We start from the raw sequence: 26,811 nt of genomic DNA, 5'->3' as shown, positions 1-26,811 counted from the left end.
TCAGGCTTTATCCTCTGTTGTGTCATCGGGTGTGGCATCCGTCTCTTCGTCACGGCCAGCTTCGGCCATGCGACGCTTGTCTTCGCGCACAGTGTTGGTCACCAGGTTGGAGAGACGCATCCCTTCGACCAGAGTCTGGTCGTAGTAGAAACGCAGCTCAGGCACTACCCGCAGACGCATCGCGCTGCCAAGCAGGCTGCGGATATAACCGGCGGCTTCAGTCAGACCCAACAGGCCTTCCTTGATGCGATCGCCGTCATTCTCCAACTGCAGAAAAGTGACGTAAATTTTTGCATAGTTAAGATCTTTGGACACTTCCACATCGGAAACTGTCACCATGCCAATGCGGGGATCTTTCACCTCACGCTGCAGGATCAGCGCGATTTCACGCTGGATCTGCTGTCCGACCCGACGGGTCCGGCTGAATTCTCTGGCCATATTCTATCCTGCGATAAAAGGGGGCCGTGGCCCCCTATTTTGTCTGACTCTCGGCTTACAGTGTCCGTTGAATTTCAACAGTCTCGTAAACTTCGATCTGGTCGCCTTCGCGCACGTCATTGTAGTTCTTGACCGCGATACCACACTCATAACCGTTACGGACTTCGTTAACGTCATCCTTGAAGCGGCGCAGGGATTCCAGCTCGCCTTCATAAATAACCACGTTGTCACGCAGAACACGGATACGGTTGGAGCGCTTGACGATACCTTCAGTGACCATACAGCCAGCAACAGCGCCGAACTTGGGTGATTTGAAGACGCTACGCACCTGAGCCAGACCGATGATCTCCTGACGATATTCAGGAGCCAGCTTACCGCTCATGGCCTGCTTCACTTCGTCGATCAAATCATAGATGACGGAGTAGTAACGCAGATCCAGGCTCTCGGCTTCGATGACCTTGCGCGCAGATGCGTCAGCACGGACGTTGAAACCAACCAGGATGGCGCTGGAAGCGGCAGCCAGGGTCGCATCAGTTTCGGTGATTCCACCTACACCTGAGCCGATGATCTTGACTTTAACTTCATCAGTAGAGAGCTGAACCAGCGCATCGCAGATAGCTTGCACAGAGCCCTGTACGTCGGCCTTGATCACCACATTCACTTCGGACACTTCGCCCTCGGTCATGTTGGCGAACATGTTTTCCAGCTTGGCCTTCTGCTGGCGAGCCAGCTTGACGTCGCGGAATTTGCCCTGACGATAGAGTGCCACTTCGCGGGCTTTCTTCTCGTCACGTACAACAGTGGCTTCGTCACCGGCAGACGGCACCCCGGACAGACCGAGAATTTCGACCGGCAGAGACGGGCCCGCTTCTTTGATGTCGCGACCCAATTCGTCACGCATCGCACGAATACGACCGTACTCCAGACCACACAGGACGATATCACCCTGACGCAGAGTACCTTGCTGAACCAGTACGGTTGCAACCGGACCACGACCTTTGTCGAGGAAGGATTCAACAACCACACCGCTTGCCATACCATCAACGACAGCTTTCAGTTCCAGTACTTCGGACTGGATCAGAATGGCTTCCAGCAGATCGTCGATGCCTTCGCCAGACTTGGCAGAAACATGAACGAACTGGCTATCGCCACCCCAATCTTCAGACATCACGTTGTAACGGGACAGTTCGGTTTTGACGCGATCCGGATCCGCTTCAGGCTTGTCGATCTTGTTAACTGCAACAACGATAGGTACCCCAGCCGCTTTGGCGTGCTGGATCGCTTCGATGGTCTGCGGCATGACGCCGTCATCGGCAGCAACAACCAGTACCACGATATCGGTGGACTTGGCACCACGAGCACGCATGGAGGTAAACGCAGCGTGACCCGGAGTATCCAGGAAGGTGATCATGCCACTGTCAGTTTCGACGTGGTAAGCACCGATATGCTGGGTAATACCACCGGCTTCGCCAGCAGCAACCTTGGCTTTACGGATATAGTCGAGCAGCGAGGTTTTACCGTGGTCAACGTGACCCATGATGGTCACGACCGGAGCGCGCGGCTTGGCTTCGGAGGTCTCGTCACGATCGGACAGTACCGCCTCTTCCAGCTCGTTCTCACGACGCAACACTACCTTGTGACCCATCTCCTCGGCGACCAGCTGAGCGGTCTCCTGGTCGATCACCTGGTTGATGGTCGCCATAGCGCCCATCTTCATCATCGCCTTGATGACTTCGACACCTTTGACGGCCATCTTGTTAGCCAGTTCGGCTACAGTGATGGTTTCGCCAATGACCACGTCACGGTTGACCACTACCGCGGGTTTGTTGAAGCCATGCTTCATCGCGTTAGGAGTAGCCACCTTGCCACGCTTGCCTTTACGGGCACGCGGGTTGCGTGAGTCACGGTCATCTTCACGACGACCCGGCTTTTTCGGGGCCTTGACCGCAGCAGCTGCAGCGGTACGACGGCTGGTCTCTTCCTTCCGGTCCAACTCATCTTCTGCGGCTTGCGCATGCTTGTTGGTGGTCAGATGATAGTCACTGCTCTCTTTGGCGCGAGCAGCTTCTTCTTCAGCCCAGCGAGGGCCATTCTGTTCTGCCATAAGACGAGCCTCTTCGGCTTTCTTTGCGGCGAGTTCTTCTGCTTTTTGCAAAGCGGTTAATTCCTGTTGGCGCTTCAGTTCTTCTGCTTCGCGCTTGGCCATCTTTTCTGCCTCTTGCTGAGCTGTGCTACTGGCTGCTTTGGCGGGCTGTGGAGCCTGTCGAGCCTTTGATTGTGCCTCGATCCGCGCCTTTTCCTCAGCGTCACGACGAGCCTGCTCAGCCTCACGGCGAGCCTTCTCTTCAGCTTCGAGACGGGCCTTATTCTCGGCCTCGCAACGAGCTTTTTCTTCTGCTTCCAAACGCGCTGTTTCCTCGGCTTCCACCTGACGCTGTTCATCTTCCAGCGCCGAGCGTCTTACATAGGTGCGAGATTTACGCACTTCTACCTGCACTTCCTTGTTCTTGCCGCCAGTACCCTGAACACTGATGGTGCTCTTGGTCTTGCGCTGCAAGGTCATGCGGGCAGGAGTGGCGACCTCGTCACCCCCATGCTGTTTCTTCAGGTGTGCCAGCAGGGTCTGCTTTTCAGACTCGCTAACCATGTCGTCGGCCTTGCTCTTGCTGATACCGGCATCGACAAACTGCTGGAGAAGACGATCAACCGGTGTGTCGATGTCAGTGGCAAGTTGTTTGACTGATACTTCTGCCATTCATTTTCCTCCGTTTGATCTTACTCGGACTGCTCTTCTCCGAACCAACAGATATTACGAGCAGCCATAATGAGCTCACCAGCCTTCTCGGCAGTCAACTCTTCGATATCAGCAAGGTCATCAATACCTTGCTCAGCCAAATCTTCCAGAGTGCCAACACCACGGCCCGCCAGAGCGTAAGCCATTTCACGGCTCAGGCCATTCAGATTGAGCAGGTCTTCAGAAGGCTCAACGCCATCAAAAGATTCTTCTTTAGCCAGTGCCTTGGTAGTCAGGGCATCTTTGGCACGGTTGCGCAGCTCTTCGACCATGTCTTCATCCAGACCATCGACAGCCAGCAACTCGTTAACCGGTACGAAAGCGATCTCTTCCAGAGTAGAGAAGCCCTCTTCCATCAGCAGACCGGCGAACTCATCGTCGATATCCAGGGTGCTGGTGAACAGGTTCATGATGCGGTCGTTTTCAGCCTGATGCTTGGAGCGCATGTCTTCAACGGTCATCACGTTCAGTTCCCAACCGGTCAGCTGGGATGCCAGACGCACGTTCTGACCATTGCGACCGATGGCCTGAGCCAGGTTGGCAGCTTCCACGGCGATATCCATGGTGTGGTTATCTTCATCAACAATGATGGAGGCCACATCGGCAGGCGCCATGGCATTGATCACGTACTGGGCCGGGTTGTCATCGTACAGCACGATGTCAGCACGCTCACCGTTCAGCTCAGCTGAAACAGCTTGCACACGGGCACCACGCATACCGATACAAGCACCTATAGGGTCGATACGACGATCGTTGGTCTTTACCGCGATCTTGGCGCGAGAACCCGGATCACGGGCAGCACCCATGATTTCGATCATCTCTTCGCCGATCTCTGGCACTTCGATGCGGAACAGCTCTTTCAGGAAATCAGGGCTGGAGCGGCTGACAAACAGCTGGGCACCACGGGCTTCCGGGCGAACTGCGTAGAGCAGGCCACGAATGCGGTCACCCGGACGGAAGGTCTCGCGCGGCAGCATGTCATCACGGAAGATCACGGCTTCGGCATTGCTGCCCAGATCGAGAACCACGTTGTCGCGGCTGCTCTTTTTGACCACACCACTGATGATGGTGCCTTCTTTATCTTTAAACTGATCAACTACCTGGGAACGCTCGGCCTCACGCACTTTCTGCACGATAACCTGTTTGGCGGTCTGGGTAGTGATACGGTCGAAAGTAACAGAGTCGATCTGGTCTTCAACATACTCACCGATCTGGATTTCCGGCTGATCAATCTGCGCAGCTTCCAGGGTGATTTCACCGTAGGCGTTTTCCATGGATGCTTGATCAGCAACCACTACCCAACGGCGATAGGTGTCGTAGTCACCGGTCTTGCGATCGATTTCAACCCGAACTTCAATCTCGCCTTCATATTTCTTTTTGGTCGCAGTCGCCAGCGCAGTTTCCAGAGCCTGGAAGATCTTCTCGCGGGGTACCGCCTTCTCGTTGGATACTGCGTCAACGACCAGCAAAATCTCTTTATTCATATCCGATAGCCTCGTTAACCAAAGTTCGGCACTATGTTCGCTTTTTGGATATTGGTGAAAGCCAACACGTCGTCCTTACCATCTACTGTCAGGGTGATCATGTCGCCTTGCACAGCTTTGATTACGCCTTTGAACTTGCGGCGGTTATTTGTTGCCATCCGAAGCGAAACCGCCGCCTCTTGGCCAACGTATTTTTCGAATTGGGCAACCTTGAACAGGGGGCGATCCAGACCCGGGGAGGACACCTCGAGGTAATACTCCTCGGTAATGGGATCTTCGACATCCATGATGGCGCCAACCTGATGGCTGACTGCTGCACAGCTTTCGACAGTCACACCCTGCTCGCTATCGATGTAGACACGCAAGGTGGAGTAGCTACCCGCACGGGTAAACTCAATACCCCAAAGTTCAAAACCCAAGGCAACGACCGGAGCCTCGAGCAGATCGGTCAAACGTTGTTCCAACGTAGCCAAAGTCACCCTCCGAAAAACAAAAAAAGGGCATAGAGCCCAGATAGATATCGATTCAGAGTAAATCGCACGTAACAAAAAGCCCCGATGTCAAATCGGGGCTTGGCGCTTTACCCTGACTGTCGCCTCGCAGCGACCGCTTTCCTGAGCGTAGGAAATGCGTGAAATTTGGTTGCGGGGGCCGGATTTGAACCGACGACCTTCGGGTTATGAGCCCGACGAGCTACCATGCTGCTCCACCCCGCGTCCGAATCGTGCGAGATTATAGCCACTCTAGCTTCTTGGTACAAGAGCGATATTGACTATAATATACTCGGCTGCCCGAGCTCACTGCTTAATTGGTGCCGTGGGCGGGACTCGAACCCGCACACCCTAGAGCACTACCCCCTCAAGATAGCGTGTCTACCAATTCCACCACCACGGCAAAACTCTCTTACTGGGGAACGTCAGTATCTTTGTTTACTGGCGCTTTAGTCTGCTCAGCCTGTTCGGTTTGTTGCAGATTTTCCCACTCACTGCCCTGTTTTACCTTGTGTGTGGACAGAGATCCAAGCACCAAGCTGATAATGAAAAACAGAGTAGCCAAAATTGCTGTTGTTCGGGTCAGGAAACTACCTGAACCACCGGAGCCGAATACAGTATTCGATGCCCCTGCGCCGAAGGAGGCGCCCATGTCAGCCCCTTTACCTTGCTGAATCATCACCAGACCAATCAGAGCCAGTGATACCAACAGATAAACGACTAAAAGAATCTCGTACATTTAACTTGCACCCTTTGCCGCTTCAACAATTCCTAAAAACGTGTCGCTATCAAGACTTGCACCACCAATCAGACCGCCATCAATGTCGTGCTGGGCGAACAAATCTCTCGCGTTGGTCGGCGTTACGCTCCCACCATAGATGATTCTAACTTTTTCACCTATTACCGGAGTATCCTCCGCCAAGCGACCGCGTATAAAGGAATGAACCTCTTGTGCCTGCTCGGGTGTGGCGCACTTACCTGTACCTACAGCCCAAATCGGCTCGTAGGCGATGATAGCATTATCGAAAGCCATCGCGCCATTTTTCTCTATGACGATATCCAGTTCTTCAGCGATCACCTCAAAGGCTCTTCTCGCTTGCCTTGCTGCACCTGACTCACCTAAACAGAGGATGGGAATCAAGCCTGCTGCTCTGGCTGCCGCAAACTTCTCTGCGACGATAAAACTGGTCTCACCAAAGAGACGCCTGCGCTCGGAGTGTCCTACCAATACGTAACGACACCCTGCCTCGACCAGCATCTGACACGAGATTTCTCCGGTGTAAGCGCCAGTACAGTGCTGACTCACATTCTGAGCCCCCAACCTTATTACTTTCTGCTCATTGAGCAGTGAAGCGGTAAAGTCGAGATGCACATGGGAAGGACATAGAACCACATCTACTTTTTCATCAACACCTTTCAGGCAGTGACTCGTAAACTGCTCTAACTGCGACCTACTACCGTGCAACTTCCAATTGGCTGCTACAAACGGCTTGCGGTTTCCCATCGGCAACTCCCTTGCGAAAGCGGGGCTGATAATATCCAGAGGATGCTCAGCTGACAAGTGCTATTTTTAATTTTTTGAATCGTTTGAACAAGATACAACCAGGGCGGCTAAAAAGCCGCCCTGGTGCTCATTAAAACGCCGACTTTACCTGTTGTGCGATACGCTGAGCCATGTCACGTACCTGCTGCTCATGCTCCCCTTCCACCATCACCCTGATAAGAGGCTCGGTGCCGGATTTGCGCAACAGGACTCGACCTCGACCAGCCAACTCCTGCTCTACCTTGGCAACCTCCTCCATAACAGCATCAGCCGCCAACGGATCATTGCCTTCGGCAAAGCGGACATTCACCAGCACTTGCGGGAACTTGCTCATACCGGAGCGCAACTTGGCCAGCGGCATCTCGGCACTGCGCATGGCAGTAAGCACTTGCAAGGCGGCTACGATGCCATCACCTGTGGTGGTTTGATCCAGGCAGATGATGTGACCTGAGTTCTCACCACCGATACGCCAGCCTTTCTCTTCCATCATCTCCAGCACATAGCGGTCACCCACCTGCGCACGGGCAAACGGAATACCCAAGGTCTGCAAAGCCAGCTCCAAACCCATATTGGCCATCAAGGTGCCGACTACGCCACCCTTGAGGCGACCATTGCGCAAGGCATCGCGGGCGATGATATAGAGGATTTCGTCACCGTCGATGAGATAACCGGTATGGTCAACCATGATCAGGCGATCACCGTCACCATCAAATGCAACCCCCAGATCGGCCTTGCACTCCAGTACCTTGGCAACCAGCGCCTCAGGCGCGGTAGAACCGACACCATCATTAATATTGAGACCATCCGGGGCACAACCCATGGTGATCACGTCGGCGCCCAATTCGCGGAAAACTGACGGAGCGATGTGATAAGTGGCACCATGACCACAATCAACCACCATCTTGACACCATCAAGGTTCATATGAGATGGGAATGTGCTCTTGCAAAATTCGATATAGCGACCGGCCGCATCATCAATGCGCATCGCTTTACCAAGCAGGGCAGACTCGACACAAGTGAGCTCGTGGTCAAGTTCGGCCTCGATGGCCATCTCGACATCATCGGGCAGCTTGGTGCCATCGGCGGAGAAGAACTTGATGCCGTTGTCATAGAAGGGGTTGTGGGAGGCACTGATGACGATACCGGCTTCGGCACGGAAGGTGCGCGTCAGATAAGCAACCGCCGGAGTGGGCATGGGCCCCATCAGAATGGCCTTGAGACCCGCGGCGGAAAGCCCCGCTTCCAGTGCGGATTCCAGCATGTAACCGGATATGCGGGTATCTTTGCCAATCAGCACCTTCTTGGTGCCTTTCTTGGAAAGCACCTTGCCAGCCGCCCAACCCAGCTTCATCACGAATTCAGGGGTGATCGGATACTCGCCAACCTTGCCACGCACGCCATCGGTGCCGAAATACTTTCTTGCCATTGTCTGTTCTCTTTATTATTTGGAAATAAAATCTTGTCCCGTCATTACCTGCCAGCCGACGCGCAGTGCATCCATGGTCTCCCGTACATCATGCACCCTGATGATCCGAGCCCCATGCTGCATGCCGATGAGGGCGCATGCCAGACTGCCCGCCAGGCGCTCGTCAACCGAACGGCCCAGCAGGTTGCCTATCATAGACTTTCGCGACATCCCCACCAAGAGCGGCAAGCCATAATCGAGCAGTTCCTTTTGGGCCGCCAGTAGCTGGTAGTTGTGCGCCAGGGTCTTGCCGAAACCGTAGCCGGGATCCAGCAGCAGCTGTTCACGCGCAATACCGGCAGCCATGCAAGCCGTGATTCGCTCATCAAAAAAGCCACGCACCTCCCCCAGCAGATCGTCATAGTGTGGCTCGACCTGCATGGTTCTCGGTTGCCCCTGCATATGCATCAGACAAACCGGTACCCGGGCTTCGGCGGCAGCCTGCAGTGCACCCTCCTCTTGGAGCGCCCTCACATCGTTGATCAGATGGGCACCCGCTTGGCAGCCTTCCCGCATCACCCCCGCCTTGGAGGTGTCGAGAGAGATCATCACCTCCAGCTCTGCGGCTATTCGCTTGATTACGGGAATGACTCTGTCGAGCTCCTCCTGCTCACTCACATCCGGCGCGCCGGGGCGAGTGGACTCGCCACCGATATCGATCAGCGTGGCACCATCAGAGACCATCTGACGCGCATGGGCCATCGCCCGTTCAATCTGATTGAAATTGCCACCATCGGAGAAGGAGTCAGGGGTTACGTTGAGGATCCCCATCACATGGGGGCGATCGAGAGAGAGGCTGAGCCCCTTGCTGATTAACTGCATCTTCGCGTCCATTTGCATAAAGAAAAACCCCGGGCAAGCCCGGGGTTTGGAGAGTCACGATTATTTGGCCGGAGCGTCGTTGGCTTTGTCGATAGCGACATCCGCCACTGGTGCAGCCTCATCGGCCGGCTTGGCCTCAGCAGCAACAGTAGAACCACCCTGCGGCGTATCACCATGCTCATCATGCCAGTTGCTCGGAGCACGGACCTCGCGGCGCGCCATCAGATCATCGATCTGCTTGGCGTCGATGGTTTCGTACTTCATCAGCGCATCTTTCATGGTGTGTAACACGTCCATGTTATCCAGCAAGATCTGCTTGGAGCGGGCGTAGTTGCGATCAATCACCAGCTTGACCTCGGCATCAATGACGCGGGCGGTATCGTCAGACATATGCTTGGCCTTGGCCATGCTGCGACCGAGGAACACTTCACCGTCCTCTTCGGCATAGAGCATGGGACCAAGACGCTCGGACATGCCCCACTGGGTCACCATCTTGCGAGCGATGTCAGTCGCACGCTCGATGTCGTTGGACGCACCGGTAGAGACTTTTTCGGCGCCGTAGATCAGCTCTTCTGCTAAGCGACCGCCATACAGACTGGAGATCATTGACTCCAGATGCTGCTTGGAGTGGCTCCAGCGATCCTGCTCCGGCAGATACATGGTGACACCCAGCGCACGACCACGGGGAATGATTGAGACCTTGTAGACAGGATCATGATCCGGTACCACACGACCAATGATGGCGTGACCCGCTTCATGGTATGCCGTCATCTCTTTCTCGGACTCTTTCATCACCATGGAGCGACGTTCAGCGCCCATCATGATCTTGTCCTTGGCCTTCTCGAATTCGGCCATAGAAACCACACGGCGGCTTTCACGGGCAGAGAAGAGGGCCGCTTCGTTGACCAGGTTGGCCAAGTCAGCACCGGAGAAACCGGGGGTACCACGAGCAATCAGCGCCGGATTGACGTCATCCGCCAACGGAACTTTGCGCATGTGAACTTTCAGGATCTGCTCACGACCACGGACATCCGGCAGACCGACCACAACCTGACGGTCGAAACGACCCGGACGCAGCAATGCAGGATCCAGTACGTCAGGACGGTTGGTTGCAGCGATGACGATGACGCCTTCGTTACCTTCAAAACCATCCATTTCAACCAGCATCTGGTTCAGAGTCTGCTCACGTTCATCGTGACCACCACCCAGACCCGCGCCACGCTGACGACCCACCGCATCAATTTCATCGATGAAGATGATGCAAGGGGAGGACTTCTTGGCTTGCTCGAACATGTCACGCACCCGGGAGGCGCCGACACCAACGAACATCTCCACGAAATCGGAACCGGAGATAGTAAAGAACGGAACCTTGGCTTCACCAGCAATGGCCTTGGCCAGCAGGGTCTTACCGGTACCGGGTGGGCCAACCAGCAGCACACCTGTCGGGATCTTGCCACCCAGTTTCTGGAACTTGCTCGGATCACGCAGATAGTCGACCAGCTCCTTCACTTCCTCTTTGGCCTCATCGCAACCAGCGACATCGGCAAAGGTGGTCTTGATCTGATCTTCACTCATCAGGCGAGCCTTGCTCTTGCCAAACGACATGGCACCTTTGCCACCGCCGCCCTGCATCTGACGCATGAAGAAGACCCAGACACCGATCAGCAACAGCATCGGGAACCAGGAGATGAAGATAGAGGTCAACAGAGACGGCTCTTCCGGCTTCTCGCCCATCACTTTAACGTTGTGATTGAGCATGTCATTGAGCAGCTGGGGATCCGGCGCAGGGATGATGGTGGTGAATTTTTCACCAGTGCGCTTGACGCCATTAATGACCTTACCATCCATCCGCACTTCACGGATCTGCTCTTGGGTCACTTCTTTAACGAAGCTGGAATAGTCCAGCTGGCGACTGGTGGTATCGCTGGGGCTGAAGCTATTGAACACCGACATCAATACGACGGCGATGACCAGCCACAGGATTAAGTTTTTCGCCATGTCACTCAAATCAGTAACCTCGCAGACTGACAGTTAACGATGAAGGGTAGGGTACTACAGTTTAAAACCGGTAGCCACAATGTAGACTTCCCGAGATCTGGCACGGGATGAGTCTGGTTTACGAATTTTAACAGCTGAAAAAAGTTTACGTATTTCATTGAGATAGGTATCAAACCCCTCCCCCTGGAACACCTTCACTACGAAACTGCCGTCACTGCGTAATACCTGATTACACATGTCCAGTGCCAGCTCGACAAGATACATGGCGCGTGCCTGATCCACCTGCTGGGTACCGCTCATGTTAGGTGCCATATCAGACATCACAACATCGACCTTATCGGGACCGACTCTTCCCAGCAAGGCACTCAGCACAGCATCCTCCCGAAAGTCCCCTTGCAGGAAATCGACACCGGCAATGGGATCCATCGGCAAAATATCACATGCGATGACGCGACCCGAGTCACCAACCTGTTCAACCGCAAACTGGGACCAGCCACCAGGAGCCGCCCCCAAATCCACAACTGTCATGCCGTTTTTCAGCAAGCGATCCTTGCCCTGAATCTCGTCAATCTTGAAAACAGCACGGGAACGCAGGCCCAATTTTTGAGCTTTTTTGACGTATTGATCGTCGAAATGTTCTTTTAACCAGCGACTAGAACTGGGGGAACGCTTTTTCTGGGTCATGATAATCGACTTTAAAAAACCACAAGGGTTATTAGTATTAAGGGCTAAGTGGGGTTAGAATACGCCCCTTTCAACCCTGACTTATGAAGAAATTGCGATGATTCTCAACAATAAACAGAAACAGTACCTCAAGGGCCTTGCTCACAGCCTCAAACCCGTCGTCCTGCTGGGTCAGCATGGTCTGACCGAAGGTGTACTGGCCGAAATCGATCTGGCACTGAACCATCACGAGCTGATCAAGGTTAAGGTTGCCGCTGAAGATCGCGAGATGAAGCAACTGGTTATGGATGCAATCGTCCGTGAAACCGCTGCAATCAAGGTGCAAAGCATGGGCCACGTGCTGACTATTTATCGTCAAGCCACCGAGCCAAAAATCCAGCTGCCCCGCAAGTAAAAGGGAAGAGCATCGCTCTTTCCTTATTCCACTTCTTCCCGAGTCGCTTGCCAAAGTAGTCGCAAAGCCCTTAACCTGCGATGAATACTTTTGGATACGCATTATGGCTCACCATCAAATTCTCACTGAAGATGAGCTGGCCATGCTGCGGGACTTGGGGAGCAATCAGGACACCCATGTCCTGAGTGGACACCTTGATGCCCCCATGCTTGGCTTGCTGCACAAAGCCGAACACCTGGTACTCGAAGCGCGCTTCGCAGGCCATCAGTTACGCTTTCCGCTTACCTTTATCGAAGCCGCTGAGGGTGTTGTCGAGCCACGTCTGGCTGCACCAGTGATCAGGGAGTTTGGCTTTACCCGGCCACGGGCCTGGCGTCTCGAGCAAAAAGCCAAATTACACAGCAGTAAAGGGCTATTTCAAGTATTAAGCCTCTCACTGAACGGCCTCATTGTCGAAAACTTGCCAACCGATATGCTAGCCGATGACTCACTCAGTGGAGAACTCTACATCGCGCAAGAGGCTTGTTTCCCCCTTGATGCCAGATTGGTTCGGCGCATCAAATCTGATGCCAACCATGCAACCTGGGCACTGAGCTTTCAGATGAGCGAAAGCGACATCGAACGGCTACATCAGTGGCTGTTCCAGCGCCATCAGAATACCTTTACCGAGGCTTATCTGCCCTAGCAAGTATCTCAGTATTAGCCAAATACAACAGGGGAGCACCAGCCCCCCTGTTTCGTCATAACCTGACGTCGCTTAAACGTAAGCTACGTTCAGCACTTCGTATTCCACATCACCAGCAGGGGTCTTGACGATGGCTACGTCGTCTACTTCCTTGCCAATCAGCGCACGGGCAATCGGCGAGTTGACAGAGATAAGGTTCTGTTTGATATCCGCCTCATCATCACCCACGATGCGGTAGATAACCTCTTCCTCGGTCTCGCTCTTGAGCAGAGTCACTGTCGCGCCAAAAATGACACGGCCATTATTGGTGATCTTGGTGACATCGATCACCTGAGCATTGGAGAGCTTGGCTTCAATCTCCTGGATACGGCCTTCGCAGAACCCCTGCTGCTCACGGGCAGCGTGGTATTCGGCATTTTCTTTCAGATCGCCATGCTCACGCGCATCGGCAATCGCTTCGATAATCTGGGGACGAAGCTCGGTCTTGAGATGGTCGAGCTCTGCGCGCAGCTTCTCAGCGCCGCGAACAGTCATCGGAGTATGATTCATAGTCGAAACCTGGGTTGCTTGAAAATAGACACTGCGGCTATCTGCTAGGAAGCCGCAGCAATCGGTTCGGATGAGGCATCTTAATATGAAGCCAACACAAAATCCACGTCAGCGCCCTGCAGCCAGTCCGCCCTGGTTGTCCCGCATCGGCAATGCTTACTTCCCTTCCGGTACCGAGATGGGCGCCGATACTGTCGGTTTACCCTGCAGGATAGAGATCTCTACCCGACGGTTCATCCGGCGATTCTCAGGGGTAGTGTTGGGCACCAGCGGCTGGGAATCTGCCATCCCCTGTACCACCAGCCGCTTGCCATCAAAACCAGGCACCTTGACCATCTGATGCGCCACCGCCACCGCCCGCTGGGAGGAGAGCTCCCAGTTGGACTGGAACAGCTCATCTTCGGTCGCGACGTTGTCGGTGTGACCGGAGATGGTTATTTCACCCGGTACATCCTTGAGCAACGCCGCCACCTTGCGAATAACCGGCCAGAACTGGGGTTGCAAAAAAGCGGATCCGGCAGGAAACGACGCTTTTTCCCTGATCCGGATGATGATCTGTTGGCCCAGCGCCTCGATCTCGATGGCACCGTCCTGAATCTGATCTTTCATCTGTTCGGCGAGCGCTTTGGCCAAGGTATTGGACTGCTGCAGTGCTTTTTGCGCATCCTGAGCCGTGTCCCCCCCTGTCTGTTTGCCATCACTCTTATCCTGACCACCAGCCTGATCCGACTCACCGGGCAGAAATTCCAGTTCGGTCTGGGTCATGTCGATGGTCTGCTGCATCACAGTATCAATCGGCGTTGGCTCGGGCCGGCCAGGCCGAAATTCCTGGGCAATCACCGAGGTTCCCTTGGGAATATCTTTTACCTCGAGAATATTCTGCACCCCGAAGGCTTTTTCCATGGAGCCCGCAATTTGCTTGAATTTTTGTACATCCATCTCGGCAAAAGAGAGCAACAACACAAAGAAACACATCAACAGTGACATCAAGTCGGCAAACGTACCCATGTACGCGGGTAGGCCGGGCGGCGGACATTTGCAATCGGACATACTGCCCCCTACTCGGTGCCGGTATTACGTTTGGATTGATTCAGATAGTTTTGCAACATCGACTGGATCACCCGCGGGTTCTGGCCATCCTGAATCCCCATAATGGCGTCCAAAATCAACGCTCGACACAGTTTTTCCTCGCCGCTACGCAGCTCCAGCTTGTCCGCGATGGGAATCGCGACCATGTTTGCCAAAATCGCGCCATACAGGGTGGTCAACAAGGCAACAGCCATCGCCGGGCCGATTGACTTGGGGTCACTCATGTTGGCCAGCATGGCTACCAGCCCCACCAGAGTACCTATCATCCCCATGGCAGGGCCCAGATCCCCGAGGGTACGGAAAACCTTGATGGCGGTGACATGACGCTCGGCAGTCAACTCGATATCTTTTTCCATCACGGCACGTACCACATCGGCATCGTGGCCATCAACCAGCATATCAATCCCTTTTTTCATGAAAGGATTGGGGATCTCAGCCGCTTCCAGCGCCAGAAAGCCCCCTTTGCGAGCTGCATCAGCCAGTTCGACCGCCTTGGTAATTAAATCATCCAGCTTGTCGCCCTTGTACATAAAGGCTTTGCCGCCAACCTTGAATGCCATAAAGAACTGGCCAATGTTGAACTTCATCATGGCGATGAAGATTGAACCAAAAATGGTGATATAGACCGATGGCATATCCACATACATGCTCATGGGGCCGCCCAGCAGCATGCCGTAAACCACCACTCCGAAACCCAGCACTATCCCTATCAGACTGCCTAGATCCACGTTCCTACTCCTGTCACCCGTTCTTATGGCTATTATAGTCTGTTGAATTTTCTGCTATTGCATCCCACGCGGCAAGCCTCAACCCACAGAGAATGCTGGTTCATTATCGACCAGTTTATCGAGAGTTTGAGGGGCCAGTGCTTTTCTGCCTCCCCCCTGCGGACGGTCGATGTTAATATAAGCCGTTTTTTCAATCCCCGAGGATGGACATGGCCAGTAAAAAAATCGACCGTCTGAGTTTTGATGCCACTCTGGAAGAGCTGGAAACCATCGTTCATCAGCTGGAACAAGGTTCCCTACCCCTGGAAGAGGCGCTCAAACAGTTCGAGCAAGGAGTCCATCTGGTGCGGGCCGGTCAGCAGAAGCTGGAACTGGCCGAACAGAAGATCCAGATCCTGCTCAGCCAAGCCGATGGCAGTGATAAGCTTGCCCCCTTCCAGCCAGAACAAGGAGAGGAGTGAGTGGCGCTGGACCATTTTTCCCGTCTGCATCGTCAGCGTATTGACGACTGTCTGTCAGCACAACTTGAATCCTTGCCCGCCATGGCGCCACGGCTGCGCGATGCCATGAGCTACGGCCTGCTGCTGGGCGGCAAGCGGGTACGCCCGTTTCTGGTCTACGCGGTCGGCGAAATGCTGGGCGTAAAGAGCGATCTGCTGGATGGCCCCGCCGCTGCCGTGGAGTGCATCCACGCCTACTCCCTGCTGCACGATGACCTGCCCGCCATGGATGACGACGACCTGCGTCGCGGCCAGCCAACCGTCCACAAAGCGTTTGATGAAGGCACCGCCATTCTGGCCGGTGATGCGCTGCAGACCTTGGCATTCTCCATTCTGGCCGACCACCCCATGCCCGATACTCTGATGGCCAACCGGGTGCGGATGCTGAGTACCCTCGCCCGCGCCTCCGGCTATCTCGGCATGTGTGGTGGTCAGGCACTGGATCTGCAGGCCGAAGGGCGCCAGATCTCTCTGGCCGAGCTGGAGCAGGTGCACCGCCACAAGACCGGTGCGCTGATTGAGTGCGCCGTGGCGCTCGGTGCCCTGTGCAAGGCCGATGTGGATGAAGCCACCCTGGCCGCGCTGCAAAGCTACGCCGCTGCCATCGGGCTGGCCTTTCAGGTGCAGGATGACATCCTCGATATCACTGGTGATACCGCCACCCTCGGCAAGCCGCAAGGCTCTGACCTGGCGCTGGAGAAAAGTACCTATCCGGCCCTGCTCGGTCTTGAAAATGCCCGTGAGCTGGCTCGCGAACTGCACGGCAAAGCCTTAACAGCCCTGCAATCCTTGCCCTACAATACCGACATTCTGGAAGCGTTTGCCGATTACATCATCGAGCGAACCCACTAAACGCTGGATAACAGTAACAATATGAGCGTTGATATTAGCAATTTCCCCAACCTGGCCCTGGCGGACACGCCAATCGAGCTGCGTTCCTTGCCCAAAGATCGGCTGCCGGTGCTGTGCAACGAGCTGCGCGAATATCTGCTGCGCTCGGTCAGCCGCTCCAGCGGACACTTTGCCTCCGGTCTTGGCACGGTCGAACTGACCGTGGCGCTGCACTACGTCTATAACACGCCGTTTGATCGGTTGATCTGGGATGTGGGCCATCAGGCCTATCCCCACAAGATCCTGACCGGACGCCGTGACCGGATCCACACCATCCGTCAGAAGGATGGTCTGCACCCCTTCCCCTGGCGTGACGAGAGCGAGTACGACGTACTGAGCGTCGGCCACTCCAGCACCTCCATCGGTGCCGCCCTCGGCATGGCGGTTGCCGCCGAGAGCGAAGGGCTGGGTCGCAAGGTGGTTGCGGTGATCGGTGATGGTGCCATTACCGCGGGGATGGCGTTTGAAGCGCTCAACCACGCCGGCGATGTGCACAAGGACATGCTGGTGATCCTCAACGACAACGAGATGTCCATCTCCGAGAACGTCGGCGCGCTCAACAACCATCTGGCCCGGGTCATGTCCGGCAAGCTCTACACCACCATCCGCGAAGGCGGCAAGAAGGTGTTGGCGGGTCTGCCACCGGTCAAGGAGCTGGCCAAGCGGGCCGAAGAGCACCTCAAGGGGATGGTGGTGCCCGGCACCCTGTTCGAGGAGTTCGGCTTCAACTATATCGGCCCCATCGACGGTCACGATATCGAGGCGCTGGTCGAGACCCTGCGCAACATGCGCAACCTCAAGGGCCCGCAGCTGCTGCACGTCAAGACCAAGAAGGGCAAGGGTTACGAGCCGGCCGAAAAAGACCCCATCGGTTATCATGCTGTGCCCAAGTTCAATCCGGACGAGTGCTCCCTGCCCAAGGCGAGCGGTGCCAAACCCACCTTCTCGGCCATCTTTGGCCAGTGGCTGTGCGACATGGCCGCCAAAGATGAGAAGCTGGTCGGCATCACCCCCGCCATGCGTGAAGGATCAGGGCTGGTGAAATTCAGCCAGCAATATCCGGATCGCTATTTCGATGTGGCCATTGCCGAGCAGCATGCGGTCACTTTCGCCGCCGGTCTGGCCATCGCCGACAAGAAACCGGTGGTCGCCATCTATTCGAGCTTCCTGCAGCGCGCCTACGATCAGGTGATCCACGATGTGGCGCTGCAAGATCTGCCGGTACTGTTCGCCATCGATCGGGCCGGTCTGGTGGGCGCCGATGGCCCGACCCATCAGGGTGCGTTCGATATCAGCTTCCTGCGCACCGTGCCCAATATGGTGGTAATGACGCCATCTGACGAGAACGAATGCCGCCAGATGCTCTATACCGGCTATCTCCATCAGGGCCCTGCCGCCGTGCGTTACCCTCGCGGCAGCAGCCTGAGCGATGCGCCCGTCTTGTCAGAGATGCAGGCGCTGGAACTCGGCAAAGGTCGCATAGTGCGAGAGGGCAAGGGTACCGCCATTCTGGCCTTTGGCACCCTGCTGCACGCTGCGAAAGCAGCTGCCGAGGCACTGGATGCCACCCTGGTGGACATGCGTTTCGTCAAACCGATGGATGAGGCGCTGGTACTTTCCCTTGCTGCCAGCCACGATCACTTCGTCACTATCGAAGACAACGCCATCATGGGCGGCGCCGGTTCGGCGGTGAACGAGCTGCTGATGCGCAATAAACAGTGCAAGCCGGTACTCAACCTCGGCCTGCCGGATCGCTTCGTGGAACAGGGCACCCAGCAGGAGATCTATACCCTGCTTGGTCTGGACGATGCCGGCATTCAGCTCAGCATCGAAACCTGGCTGCAAGCCTGACCTGCTGCGAGTTAAAGAGCAAATAAGAGAAGGGCGCCTGATGGCGCCCTTCTTGTATCTTCACTTCTGACCGGTATTAACCCTTGTAAATCTTCGGGTTAAACACATCCCGCAGCCAGTCACCCAGCAGGTTGATGACCAGCACCAGCACCACCAGACAGATCCCCGGGAAGGCGGTGATCCACCAAGAGCCGGAGAAGATGTAGTTGAAGCCGACGCTGATCAGCGACCCCAAAGACGGCTGGTCTACCGGCATCCCGAGCCCAAGGAAGGATAGTGCCGCCTCGCTCATGATGGCGTTGGCCACCTGCACAGTAGAGATCACCAGAATGGGCGACAGGCAGTTGGGCAGAATGTGGCGGAACATGATGCGCGGGGCACGGAATCCCATCACCTTGGCTGCTTCCACATACTCCTTCTTCTTCTCCGCCAGCACCGAAGCGCGCACGGTACGGGCGTACTGCGGCCACTCGGCAATACCGATGATCACCACCAGCATCATGATGGCGAACTTCGAGTAGAACTCGGAGCCAAAGGTTGCCTGAAAGATGGCGGAGATGATGATCGCCACCATCATGGTGGAGAACGACAGCTGCACGTCGGCAAAGCGCATCAACAGGTTGTCGATGCGACCACCGAAGTAACCGGCAATCAGACCAATGACGATACCGAGCACCAGCTGCAGCGCCACCGCAAACAGACCGATGGAGAGTGAAATACGGGCACCATAGAGGATGGTGCTCCAGATATCGCGCCCCTGGTTATCGGTGCCTAGCCAGAAACGTGCATCGCCCCCTTCCAGCCAGGAGGGTGGCAGTTCAGCATCCATCAGATCAAAACTGGTCTGGTCATAGACGTTGTGCGGTGCCAACCAGGGCGCCAACAGCGCCGCCAGCACAAACAGCACGAATATGGCAAAGCTGAACATGGCTACCTTGTCCCGCAGGAAGTAGTAGACGATGTCAGCATTCTTGAAGCGCGCCCAACGGCCTGGGCGTGTAGTTACAGCATTAGTCATCTGTTACCCCTTGGCTGTCAGGTTGACGGTCGGGTTGATAAACCCGTAGAGCAGGTCGACCAGGGTGTTGGTAACCACAAAAATCAGCCCCACGAAGATGACGTAGGCGGTGATCAGCGGAGTATCGACCCGGTGGATCGCCTCGAGGAACAGGAAACCGGTCCCCGGCCACTGGAACACGCTCTCGGTCAGGATGGTGTAAGCCACCATGGTGCCGATCTGCACCCCACCGACGGTAATCACCGGCAGCATGGTGTTTTTCAGGGCGTGGCTGTAGTAGACCTTGTTGTTGTCCAGCCCCTTGGCACGGGCGAACTTGACGTACTCGGAGGAGAGCTGCTCCAGCATCTCGGAGCGCACCAGCCGGATAAACAGCGGCAGCATGATGGAGGAAAGCGACACCGCAGGCAGGATCAGGTGCTTGATACCGTCCCAGGTGAAGAAGCCCGACTCCCAACCCAGCAGGTTATAGGTCTCGCCGCGGCCATAGGCCGGCAGCCAGCCCAGCTGGATGGAGAAGAGATACATCAACATGATGGCGGTCAAAAACACCGGGATCGAGATACCGATACTGCTCCCCGCCATGATGATCTTGGTGGCAATGCTGCGCGGGTGGATCGCCGAGTAAACACCGAGCGGTATAGAGACCACTACTATGATCAGCGCGGCGGCAAACACCAGCTCAAGGGTAGCCACCAGCTTGTCGAGGATCACCTCGAGAGCAGGTCGCTTGAAGAAATAGGAGGTGCCCAAATCCCCATGCACCGCATTTTTCAAAAAGCGGCTGTATTTAATGAGGAAGGGATCATTGAGGCCCATCTTCTCACGCAACTCGTGACGCTGGGCTTCGGAGACCGATTGTCCCACCATCTCGCGCAACGGGTCACCCAGGTTGTCCTGGATGGAGAAGGCGACCAGGCTGATGACGAACATCACTATCACGGCCTGATAGAACCGTTTCAGCAGGAATGTAAACATGCTTGTCCTTCTACGTGGCCTGTGTCTTGGCACAGGCTTCTGTTAGTGGGCGGAATGGCCAGCTGGCCACCCCGCCCGGTCCTTCCTTGGTGCTTCGCTTACTTGCCGACCACCAGGTCACCCAGGTAAGGGAAGTTCATCACGTTGACCACCGGCTTGATATCGACATTCTTCTTGGCGCCATAGGCCAGATCTTCCCAGTGCAACGGCACGTAGGCAGCATCTTCGATCACCATGGCTTCGACCTTCTTCAGCATCTCGGCACGCTTGGCCGGATCGGTCTCGGCATTGGCCTGCTCGATCAGCTTGTCAGCCTCGGCGTTGGCATAACCGGCGCAGTTGTACTGACCCATACCGGTCTTGGCATCCTTGGTGAAAGTCAGGAACTCGAAGAAGTTCGCAGTATCTTCGGTATCAGAGTGCCAGCCGATCAGCTGCATGTCCGCAGCGCACTTGTCAAACTCCGGCCAGTACTGGGCCACCGGCATGGTCTTCAGATCCACTTTGATGTTGATCTTGGCCAGCATGGCCGAGACCGCCTGGGCAATCTTGACGTCGTTGACGTAGCGGGCCGCCGGGGAGATGAAAGTCATCTTGAAGCCCTTCTCGTAACCGGCCTCTTTCATCAGCTCCTTGGCCTTGGCCAGATCATACTGGGGCACCAGCGCCTCGTTGTGACCGGCATAGCCTTTCGGGCTCAGCTGACCTGCGGGAGTACCGAAGCCCTTGTTGATCTTCTCGACGATGCCCACCTGGTTGATGGCGTAGTTGATCGCCTGACGCACCCGCTTGTCTTTCAGCGCCGGGTTGGTGTTCTGGTTCAGCTCGATGATGATGGCGCGGGTACCGGATAGGGTCACCAGCTGGGAATCCTTGCCATTCTTGACCCGCTCCAGATCGTTGGGCGCGACCGGATAGATCATGTCCACGTCGCCACCCAGCAGGGCTGCAACACGGGTCGCATCTTCCTTGATCGGCACCACGGTCAGGTTCTCGACGTTACCCTTGGAGGCTTTGTCCCAGTAGTTGGCGTTGCGGACATAGTCCAGCTTCACACCCTGCTCGCGGAACTTGACGATAAACGGACCAGTACCAGATACGTTGGTTGAAGCATAGGAGTCGCCATTCTTGACGATCTCGGCCTTGTCTTTGCCTGCTTCGGTCTTGCCGGTGTAGAACTTGGAGTCCATCGGGAAGATGTAGGTGACGGTCTGCAGCACCAGCGGGAACGGCTTGGCGGTGATCAGATCGACGGTGTAGTCATCGACCTTCTTCACTTCGGCAATAGGATCGAAGATCGCCTTGAAGTCGACGGAAGATTTCAGGCGATTAACGGTCCACACCACGTCGTCGGCGGTGAAGTCGTTACCGGAGTGGAACTTGACCCCTTTGCGCAGATGGAAGCGGACGGTCTTGTCATCGATACGCTCAAACTTCTCGGCCAGACGAGGCTCGAATTTCAGGTCCTGGGTGTAACGCATCAGGGGATCGAATACCAGATGAGACATCTCCAGAGTCTGACCGGAGAGCTGCTCCTGCGGATCCAGCGAAGTAGCGTCAGAGGCAACACCGACCTTGATATCAGCGGCTGAGACACCGAAGGCGAAACCGGCGGCAAACAGCGCCAGGGCAATTTTGGATAATCCTTTCTTCATCGTTTTCTCCATGCTTTTGGCTTTTTTATTAAATGACAAGGTACTTCACTCACCATCCGGCGAACCGGTGCGTTACTAGCTGGCGATTTCCAGCCCCTCACGGGACATGCCTTTAAATGCAGGCATGAGGGAGATCAGCTTGCGGCTGTACTCATGCTCGGCATTGGTAAAGAGTTTCTCGGTGGCGGCCACTTCCACCAGATGACCGTGCTGCATCACCCCGATGCGGTCGCACATCTGGCGGATCACCGGCAGATCGTGGCTGATGAACAGCATGGTGAGCTTGAGCTCCTGCTGCAGATCCTTGAGCAGATTGAGGATCTGGGCCTGCACCGACACATCCAGCGCCGAGGTCGGCTCGTCACAGATGAGGAAGCGCGGACGAGTGGCCAGGGCGCGGGCAATGGAGATGCGCTGGCGCTGACCGCCGGAGAACTCGTGGGGATACTTGACCCCGGCACCACGGCCCAGCCCGACATGATCGAGCAGGTCATTGACGATCCCCTCGATCTGGCTCTCGCTGCGGGCCAATTTGTGGAAGCGGATCGGCTCGGCAATGATGTCGCGCACCTTCATCCGCGGGTTCATTGACGAATAGGGGTTCTGGAACACCATCTGCATCTGGCGGCGCAGCGGGCGACGCTCGCGCTCGCTCTTGAGGGCGGTCAAGTCGATCCCCTCAAAGAAAATCTGGCCGGTATCAGGCGGATAGAGGCCGGTGATGGCACGGGCTATGGTGGATTTGCCGGAACCCGACTCCCCCACCAGACCGAAGGTTTCCCCTTCGAAGATCTCGAAACTGATGTTGTTGCAGGCGCGCACATACTGGCGGCGACTCGGGAAGATGGAGTCCTTGGTGACGAACTTCAGATCGACATTCTCCACCCGCAGCAGCGCCCCTTCATAGGCACGCTCGTCCTGACTCTGGCCGAGCCAGTGGGTCTTGAGGTCGATATTGGTATCCGGCGCACTGGCATCCTCGATATAGGAGACCAGCGGGAAGCGCACCAGCTTCACATCGGAGCGCGGCACCGCCGAGATGAGGCTGCGGGTATAAGGGTGATTGGGGCTGCCCAACACCTGTTCGGTCAGGCCGAACTCCACCAGATCGCCACGATACATCACCGCCACCTTGTCGGTGACGTTGGAGACCACCCCCATGTCGTGGGTCACCAGCATGCAGCCCACCTGACGCTCTTTACAGAGGTTGCGGATAAGCTGGAGGATCTGATCCTGAATGGAGACATCGAGGGCCGTGGTCGGCTCGTCAGCGATGATCAACTCAGGATCACACGACAGGGCGATGGCGATGACCACCCGCTGGCGCATACCACCGGAGAACTGGTGCGGGTACTGCTTGATGCGCAGTTCTGGCTGCGGGATCCCCACCGCCCCCATCAGCTCCAGTGCCTTGGCAAAGGCCGCTTCGCGGGAGAGCTTGGTATTGGCCAGCATGGTCTCCACCAACTGCTGTTCAACGGTAAACAGCGGGTTGAGGGAGGTCATGGGATCTTGAAAGATAAATCCGATGCGGGAGCCACGAATGGCCCGCATCTCGTTCTGGCTCTTGCCGGAGATGAGCTCGCCATTGAGGTAGATATCGCCACGGGCAATGTGCCCGGGGGGACTGAGCAGATCGATGACGGCGTTGCCGATGGTGGACTTGCCGGCGCCGGATTCTCCGACTACCCCGACAATCTCACCCTTTTCGATGGAGAAAGAGAGATCCTTCACCGCGGCCAGCACCCCGTAGCGGGAGGGGTACTCGATCCGCAAGTTTTTCACTTCGAGCAAGGACATGTTTACCTCTGCGGGGGACATCCGTCCCAAATAATTCGTCCGTAAATCAGCCGCAGATGCCGGTTGTTACCTTGGGCAATATTTGCTCAATCCATGAGGCAGCGAAACCAGCGATCCGGGCGGGTTTTTTGCATTTTTTTGGAATAACCCGCGAGTAACTTAGACGGTTTAACCTCGGGTGTAAATGCTTGCGTTATACAATCCCGCAATGTTTTGTGCAGATAACCACCCATTCAATAGCAACAAATGATGACAATCATCACAAAAATGGCCTGTCCGTCCGTATACCTATTGGTATCATTACTTTAATTTCAACAACAACGCAACAAGTAGCATTTATCACTATTTAAAACGCGAGTGCAGGCCCCGAATGAGTAGTGAATATTTATGTGAAATGGATGATAAACGGCAGCATATGCCGGTGAATGAAAATTAAGCAGATATAAATCGGGGAATGCCAGAACGGTCATCCCCCGGAAGGCAGCATTCAGCCGAGCCAGAACGCCAGCAATTGCATACAAAACAGGGCAAACAACGCGGCGATCAAATCGTCCAGCATGATGCCGAAGCCGCCGTGGATCCGGCGGTCAAACCAGCAGATGGGCCAGGGTTTGAGCACATCGAACAGCCGGAACAGCACGAAGCCGGCCAACACCCACTCCCAGCCAGCCGGAGCGGCAATCATGGTGACACCAAAACCGATCACCTCATCCCAGACGATGGCGCCATGATCCGCCATGCCGATGGCATCGCTGGCGCTCTGGCAGATGCGGATCCCCACCACAAACCCCACCGCCAGCAAGGCGATAAACCAGTGGGTCGGCAGACCGCTCACCAGCAGATAGAGCGGAATGGCCACCAGCGTGCCCATGGTGCCGGGTGCCTTGGGGGAGAGGCCAGAGCCAAACCCCACCGCCAGCAAGTGGAGCGGGTTCTTCAGGTTCAGTCGTTTCAACTCGGGCTTTATCATAAAAAAGCTCATACGAAGTGATCCCACCCTTTCAATTGCAGCTCCACCACTTGTTCGCCACGCAGATAATCGATACCCGGCTCACCCGCCAGGATGCGACCGATGCGGGTGAACTTGACCCCGCTGTGGGCCAGCGCCGTATCCAGCGCACCGTGATGTTCCTGCGGCACGGTAAAGCAGAGCTCGTAGTCATCACCACCGGCCAGCGCCAGTTGCCACGCCGCCTGATCGCTCACCGCATCGCGCAGCACTGGCGAGAGCGGCAGTAAATCGAGATCGATCTGGGCCCGTACCCCGGATGCCTTGAGAATATGACGAAGATCCGATGCCAGACCATCGGAGAGATCCAGCGCACTGCCCGCCAGCCCACGCAGGGCCTGTCCGGCAAGAATACGGGGGTGAGGATGCTCGAGTCTGGGCAATACCGCAGCCAGCTGGTTCTCGTTGAGGGTACGTTTGCCAAGCAGGTGGGAGAGCGCCAGCGCCGCATCCCCCAGAGTACCGGTCACATAGATGCCATCACCGGCTTTGGCACCGCTGCGCAGCAGGGCACGACCGGCAGGCACAGATCCCTTGACCGAGATGGTGATGGAGAGCGGCCCGCGGGTCATATCCCCCCCCACCAGCGCCACGTTGTAGTACTCGGCAAGCTCCAGGAACCCTTCGGCAAAGCCAGCAACCCAACTCTCGTTGATAGCGGGCAAGGTCAACGCCAGCGACACCCAGCGTGGCTCGGCCCCCATGGCGGCGAGATCGGAGAGATTGACCGCCAGCGCCTTGTAGCCGAGATCCACCGGATCCATGTCGGGAAAGAAGTGTACGCCACTCACCAGGGTGTCGGTGCTCACTGCCAGCTGGGTATCGGGAGGCAGGGTCAGCAAGGCACAGTCATCTCCAGGGCCCATCACCACGTCCTTGCGGGCGTGGGGAACCTTGAAGTACTTATCAATCAGCTCAAATTCACCCATACAGTAAAAAGCCAGCGGTTAGGCTGGCTCCTCTCTTAATGCTGACGGACAGCAGGATCAACGCTTGCTCAGCGTCTTGATCACTTTGTCCAGTACACCGTTGACAAACTTGTGGCTGTCATCGGCGGCAAAGGCTTTGGCCAGCTCGATCGCTTCGTTGATCACCACACGGGGCGGCACATCATCACGACGGGTCAGCTCATAGGTCGCCAGACGCAGGATCGCCTTGTCCACCATGTCCACTTCTTCCAGCGGACGGGAGAGGAAAGGTGCAAATACCTTATCCAGCTCGTTGCAGTGGAGGGCTACCCCAAACAGCAGATCGCGGAAATAGCTCAGGTCTACACCCTTGGTGTCCTGATCGATCTTGAACTGCTCTTCGATGTCACCCACGTTAGCCTTGGTCATCTGCCACTGGTAGATGGCCTGGGTGGCGCAATGGCGGGCTTTACGGCGCTCGGACGGTTTCAATGTACTTCTCCTCGTTACACGTCCAGTTCTTTCAGGACGTTGATCATTTCGAGCGCTGCCAGTGCAGCCTCTGCACCCTTGTTACCCGCCTTGGTACCTGCACGCTCGATGGCTTGTTCAATGTTTTCAGTGGTCAGCACGCCGAAGGCAACGGGAATTTCATACTCCATCATTACCTGAGCCATGCCCTTGCTGTTCTCGTTTGCCACCAGGTCGAAGTGGTAAGTGCCGCCACGGATGACAGTACCGACCGCCACGATGGCGTCGTATTGACCACTCTTGGCCAACTTTTTGATGACCAATGGCATTTCCATCGCGCCCGGCACTTTTACCAGTGTCAGGTTGCTGTCCTGTACTTGACCTTGACGCTTCAGTACGTCCACCGCACCGTTCACCAGACTGTCGTTGATGAAGCTGTTGAAACGGGCAACAACAATAGCAACGCGCGCCTCAGGAGCGGCGATATTTCCTTCGATAACTTTCATTGGAAATCCTGTATCTGTGCAATCAAAAGAGCCGGAGTCAAAAGTGCGCACATTCTAGCA

26 protein-coding genes and 2 tRNA genes are annotated in these 26,811 nt (G+C 55.9%); 5 read left to right on the top strand and 23 right to left on the bottom strand.

All coding sequences use genetic code 11. The features are described from left to right. From rbfA to rlmE, 12 genes are all read right to left on the bottom strand, one after another. Positions 1-438: a 30S ribosome-binding factor RbfA gene (rbfA, locus tag BN4575_RS08340; RefSeq protein ID WP_042018165.1), complete on the bottom strand. Its 438-nt coding sequence runs from the start codon at positions 436-438 to the stop codon at positions 1-3. A 55-nt stretch (positions 439-493) separates the two neighbouring features. Next, a complete protein-coding gene (gene infB / locus BN4575_RS08335; protein ID WP_068977841.1) occupies positions 494-3,193 on the bottom strand; it encodes a translation initiation factor IF-2 in 2,700 nt (899 codons plus the stop codon). A 20-nt stretch (positions 3,194-3,213) separates the two neighbouring features. Beyond that, complete coding sequence (gene nusA, locus BN4575_RS08330; RefSeq protein ID WP_042018167.1) at positions 3,214-4,716, bottom strand: transcription termination factor NusA; 1,503 nt, start codon at positions 4,714-4,716, stop codon at positions 3,214-3,216. Between the two features lie 14 nt (positions 4,717-4,730). Further along, entirely contained in the window at positions 4,731-5,189 is a 459-nt protein-coding gene (gene rimP, locus BN4575_RS08325) for a ribosome maturation factor RimP (protein ID WP_042018169.1), read from the bottom strand. A gap of 166 nt (positions 5,190-5,355) precedes the next feature. Then, a tRNA-Met gene (locus tag BN4575_RS08320) sits at positions 5,356-5,432 on the bottom strand. 93 nt (positions 5,433-5,525) lie between these two features. Next, positions 5,526-5,610, bottom strand: a tRNA-Leu gene (locus BN4575_RS08315). A gap of 9 nt (positions 5,611-5,619) precedes the next feature. Beyond that, positions 5,620-5,946 (bottom strand): preprotein translocase subunit SecG, encoded by a 327-nt coding sequence (gene secG / locus BN4575_RS08310; protein ID WP_042018170.1) that lies wholly within the window; start codon positions 5,944-5,946, stop codon positions 5,620-5,622. Further along, the gene (gene tpiA / locus BN4575_RS08305) at positions 5,947-6,711 is read right to left on the bottom strand and encodes a triose-phosphate isomerase (RefSeq protein ID WP_068977840.1); all 765 of its coding nucleotides are present in this window, start codon (positions 6,709-6,711) and stop codon (positions 5,947-5,949) included. It abuts the gene before it with no gap. 130 nt (positions 6,712-6,841) lie between these two features. Further along, positions 6,842-8,176, bottom strand: a complete 1,335-nt coding sequence (gene glmM, locus BN4575_RS08300) for a phosphoglucosamine mutase (RefSeq protein WP_042018173.1) — start codon at positions 8,174-8,176, stop codon at positions 6,842-6,844. 15 nt (positions 8,177-8,191) lie between these two features. Next, the gene (folP, locus tag BN4575_RS08295; protein ID WP_068977839.1) at positions 8,192-9,037 is read right to left on the bottom strand and encodes a dihydropteroate synthase; all 846 of its coding nucleotides are present in this window, start codon (positions 9,035-9,037) and stop codon (positions 8,192-8,194) included. A gap of 60 nt (positions 9,038-9,097) precedes the next feature. Beyond that, a complete protein-coding gene (gene ftsH / locus BN4575_RS08290; protein WP_068977838.1) occupies positions 9,098-11,044 on the bottom strand; it encodes an ATP-dependent zinc metalloprotease FtsH in 1,947 nt (648 codons plus the stop codon). A gap of 45 nt (positions 11,045-11,089) precedes the next feature. Next, positions 11,090-11,719, bottom strand: a complete 630-nt coding sequence (gene rlmE, locus BN4575_RS08285) for a 23S rRNA (uridine(2552)-2'-O)-methyltransferase RlmE (protein WP_068977837.1) — start codon at positions 11,717-11,719, stop codon at positions 11,090-11,092. Between the two features lie 97 nt (positions 11,720-11,816). On the opposite strand from rlmE, the gene yhbY reads away from it, so the two are divergent. Further along, positions 11,817-12,113 (top strand): ribosome assembly RNA-binding protein YhbY, encoded by a 297-nt coding sequence (gene yhbY, locus BN4575_RS08280; protein WP_042018180.1) that lies wholly within the window; start codon positions 11,817-11,819, stop codon positions 12,111-12,113. A gap of 142 nt (positions 12,114-12,255) precedes the next feature. After that, the gene (locus BN4575_RS08275; protein WP_256028922.1) at positions 12,256-12,798 is read left to right on the top strand and encodes a PilZ domain-containing protein; all 543 of its coding nucleotides are present in this window, start codon (positions 12,256-12,258) and stop codon (positions 12,796-12,798) included. A 72-nt stretch (positions 12,799-12,870) separates the two neighbouring features. Here BN4575_RS08275 and greA read toward each other — a convergent pair whose 3' ends face one another. From greA to pomA, 3 genes are all read right to left on the bottom strand, one after another. Continuing rightward, complete coding sequence (gene greA / locus BN4575_RS08270) at positions 12,871-13,347, bottom strand: transcription elongation factor GreA (protein WP_042018182.1); 477 nt, start codon at positions 13,345-13,347, stop codon at positions 12,871-12,873. Positions 13,348-13,503: 156 nt separating this feature from the next. Continuing rightward, positions 13,504-14,397, bottom strand: a complete 894-nt coding sequence (locus BN4575_RS08265; RefSeq protein ID WP_068977835.1) for a flagellar motor protein MotB — start codon at positions 14,395-14,397, stop codon at positions 13,504-13,506. Between the two features lie 8 nt (positions 14,398-14,405). Continuing rightward, on the bottom strand, positions 14,406-15,164 hold the full coding sequence (gene pomA / locus BN4575_RS08260; protein WP_042018184.1) for a flagellar motor protein PomA: 759 nt from the start codon (positions 15,162-15,164) through the stop codon (positions 14,406-14,408). 209 nt (positions 15,165-15,373) lie between these two features. Here pomA and xseB point away from each other — a divergent pair, with 209 nt between their 5' ends. From xseB to dxs, 3 genes are read left to right on the top strand one after another with little or no spacing between them, the layout of a single operon-like run. Then, complete coding sequence (xseB, locus tag BN4575_RS08255; RefSeq protein ID WP_042018186.1) at positions 15,374-15,625, top strand: exodeoxyribonuclease VII small subunit; 252 nt, start codon at positions 15,374-15,376, stop codon at positions 15,623-15,625. Next, on the top strand, positions 15,626-16,516 hold the full coding sequence (gene ispA / locus BN4575_RS08250; RefSeq protein WP_068977834.1) for a (2E,6E)-farnesyl diphosphate synthase: 891 nt from the start codon (positions 15,626-15,628) through the stop codon (positions 16,514-16,516). A gap of 21 nt (positions 16,517-16,537) precedes the next feature. Further along, positions 16,538-18,406, top strand: a complete 1,869-nt coding sequence (gene dxs / locus BN4575_RS08245) for a 1-deoxy-D-xylulose-5-phosphate synthase (RefSeq protein WP_068977833.1) — start codon at positions 16,538-16,540, stop codon at positions 18,404-18,406. 76 nt (positions 18,407-18,482) lie between these two features. Here dxs and BN4575_RS08240 read toward each other — a convergent pair whose 3' ends face one another. From BN4575_RS08240 to ribE, 8 genes are all read right to left on the bottom strand, one after another. Next, positions 18,483-19,424 (bottom strand): ABC transporter permease, encoded by a 942-nt coding sequence (locus tag BN4575_RS08240; protein ID WP_042018191.1) that lies wholly within the window; start codon positions 19,422-19,424, stop codon positions 18,483-18,485. Positions 19,425-19,427: 3 nt separating this feature from the next. Further along, entirely contained in the window at positions 19,428-20,402 is a 975-nt protein-coding gene (locus BN4575_RS08235; protein ID WP_042018193.1) for an ABC transporter permease, read from the bottom strand. A gap of 98 nt (positions 20,403-20,500) precedes the next feature. Continuing rightward, the gene (locus BN4575_RS08230; protein ID WP_068977832.1) at positions 20,501-22,057 is read right to left on the bottom strand and encodes an ABC transporter substrate-binding protein; all 1,557 of its coding nucleotides are present in this window, start codon (positions 22,055-22,057) and stop codon (positions 20,501-20,503) included. Positions 22,058-22,132: 75 nt separating this feature from the next. Next, a complete protein-coding gene (locus tag BN4575_RS08225) occupies positions 22,133-23,857 on the bottom strand; it encodes a dipeptide ABC transporter ATP-binding protein (RefSeq protein WP_042018196.1) in 1,725 nt (574 codons plus the stop codon). A 487-nt stretch (positions 23,858-24,344) separates the two neighbouring features. After that, a complete protein-coding gene (locus BN4575_RS08220) occupies positions 24,345-24,839 on the bottom strand; it encodes a phosphatidylglycerophosphatase A family protein (protein WP_068977831.1) in 495 nt (164 codons plus the stop codon). Then, on the bottom strand, positions 24,836-25,795 hold the full coding sequence (gene thiL / locus BN4575_RS08215; RefSeq protein WP_068977830.1) for a thiamine-phosphate kinase: 960 nt from the start codon (positions 25,793-25,795) through the stop codon (positions 24,836-24,838). Before thiL ends, BN4575_RS08220 begins: the two co-directional genes overlap by 4 nt. Positions 25,796-25,852: 57 nt before the next feature. Then, positions 25,853-26,266: a transcription antitermination factor NusB gene (gene nusB / locus BN4575_RS08210; protein WP_042018200.1), complete on the bottom strand. Its 414-nt coding sequence runs from the start codon at positions 26,264-26,266 to the stop codon at positions 25,853-25,855. A 14-nt stretch (positions 26,267-26,280) separates the two neighbouring features. Next, positions 26,281-26,751 carry a 6,7-dimethyl-8-ribityllumazine synthase gene (gene ribE / locus BN4575_RS08205; RefSeq protein ID WP_042018201.1) on the bottom strand — a complete coding sequence of 157 codons (471 nt, stop codon included), beginning with the start codon at positions 26,749-26,751 and terminating at the stop codon, positions 26,281-26,283. Positions 26,752-26,811 lie beyond the last annotated feature (60 nt).

Source organism: Aeromonas sp. EERV15, assembly GCF_900079845.1.
Taxonomy (GTDB): Bacteria; Pseudomonadota; Gammaproteobacteria; order Enterobacterales; family Aeromonadaceae; genus Aeromonas; species Aeromonas sobria.
The sequence above is the reverse complement of the archived record's forward strand: the minus strand, read 5'-3'. Positions and strand labels throughout refer to the sequence as shown.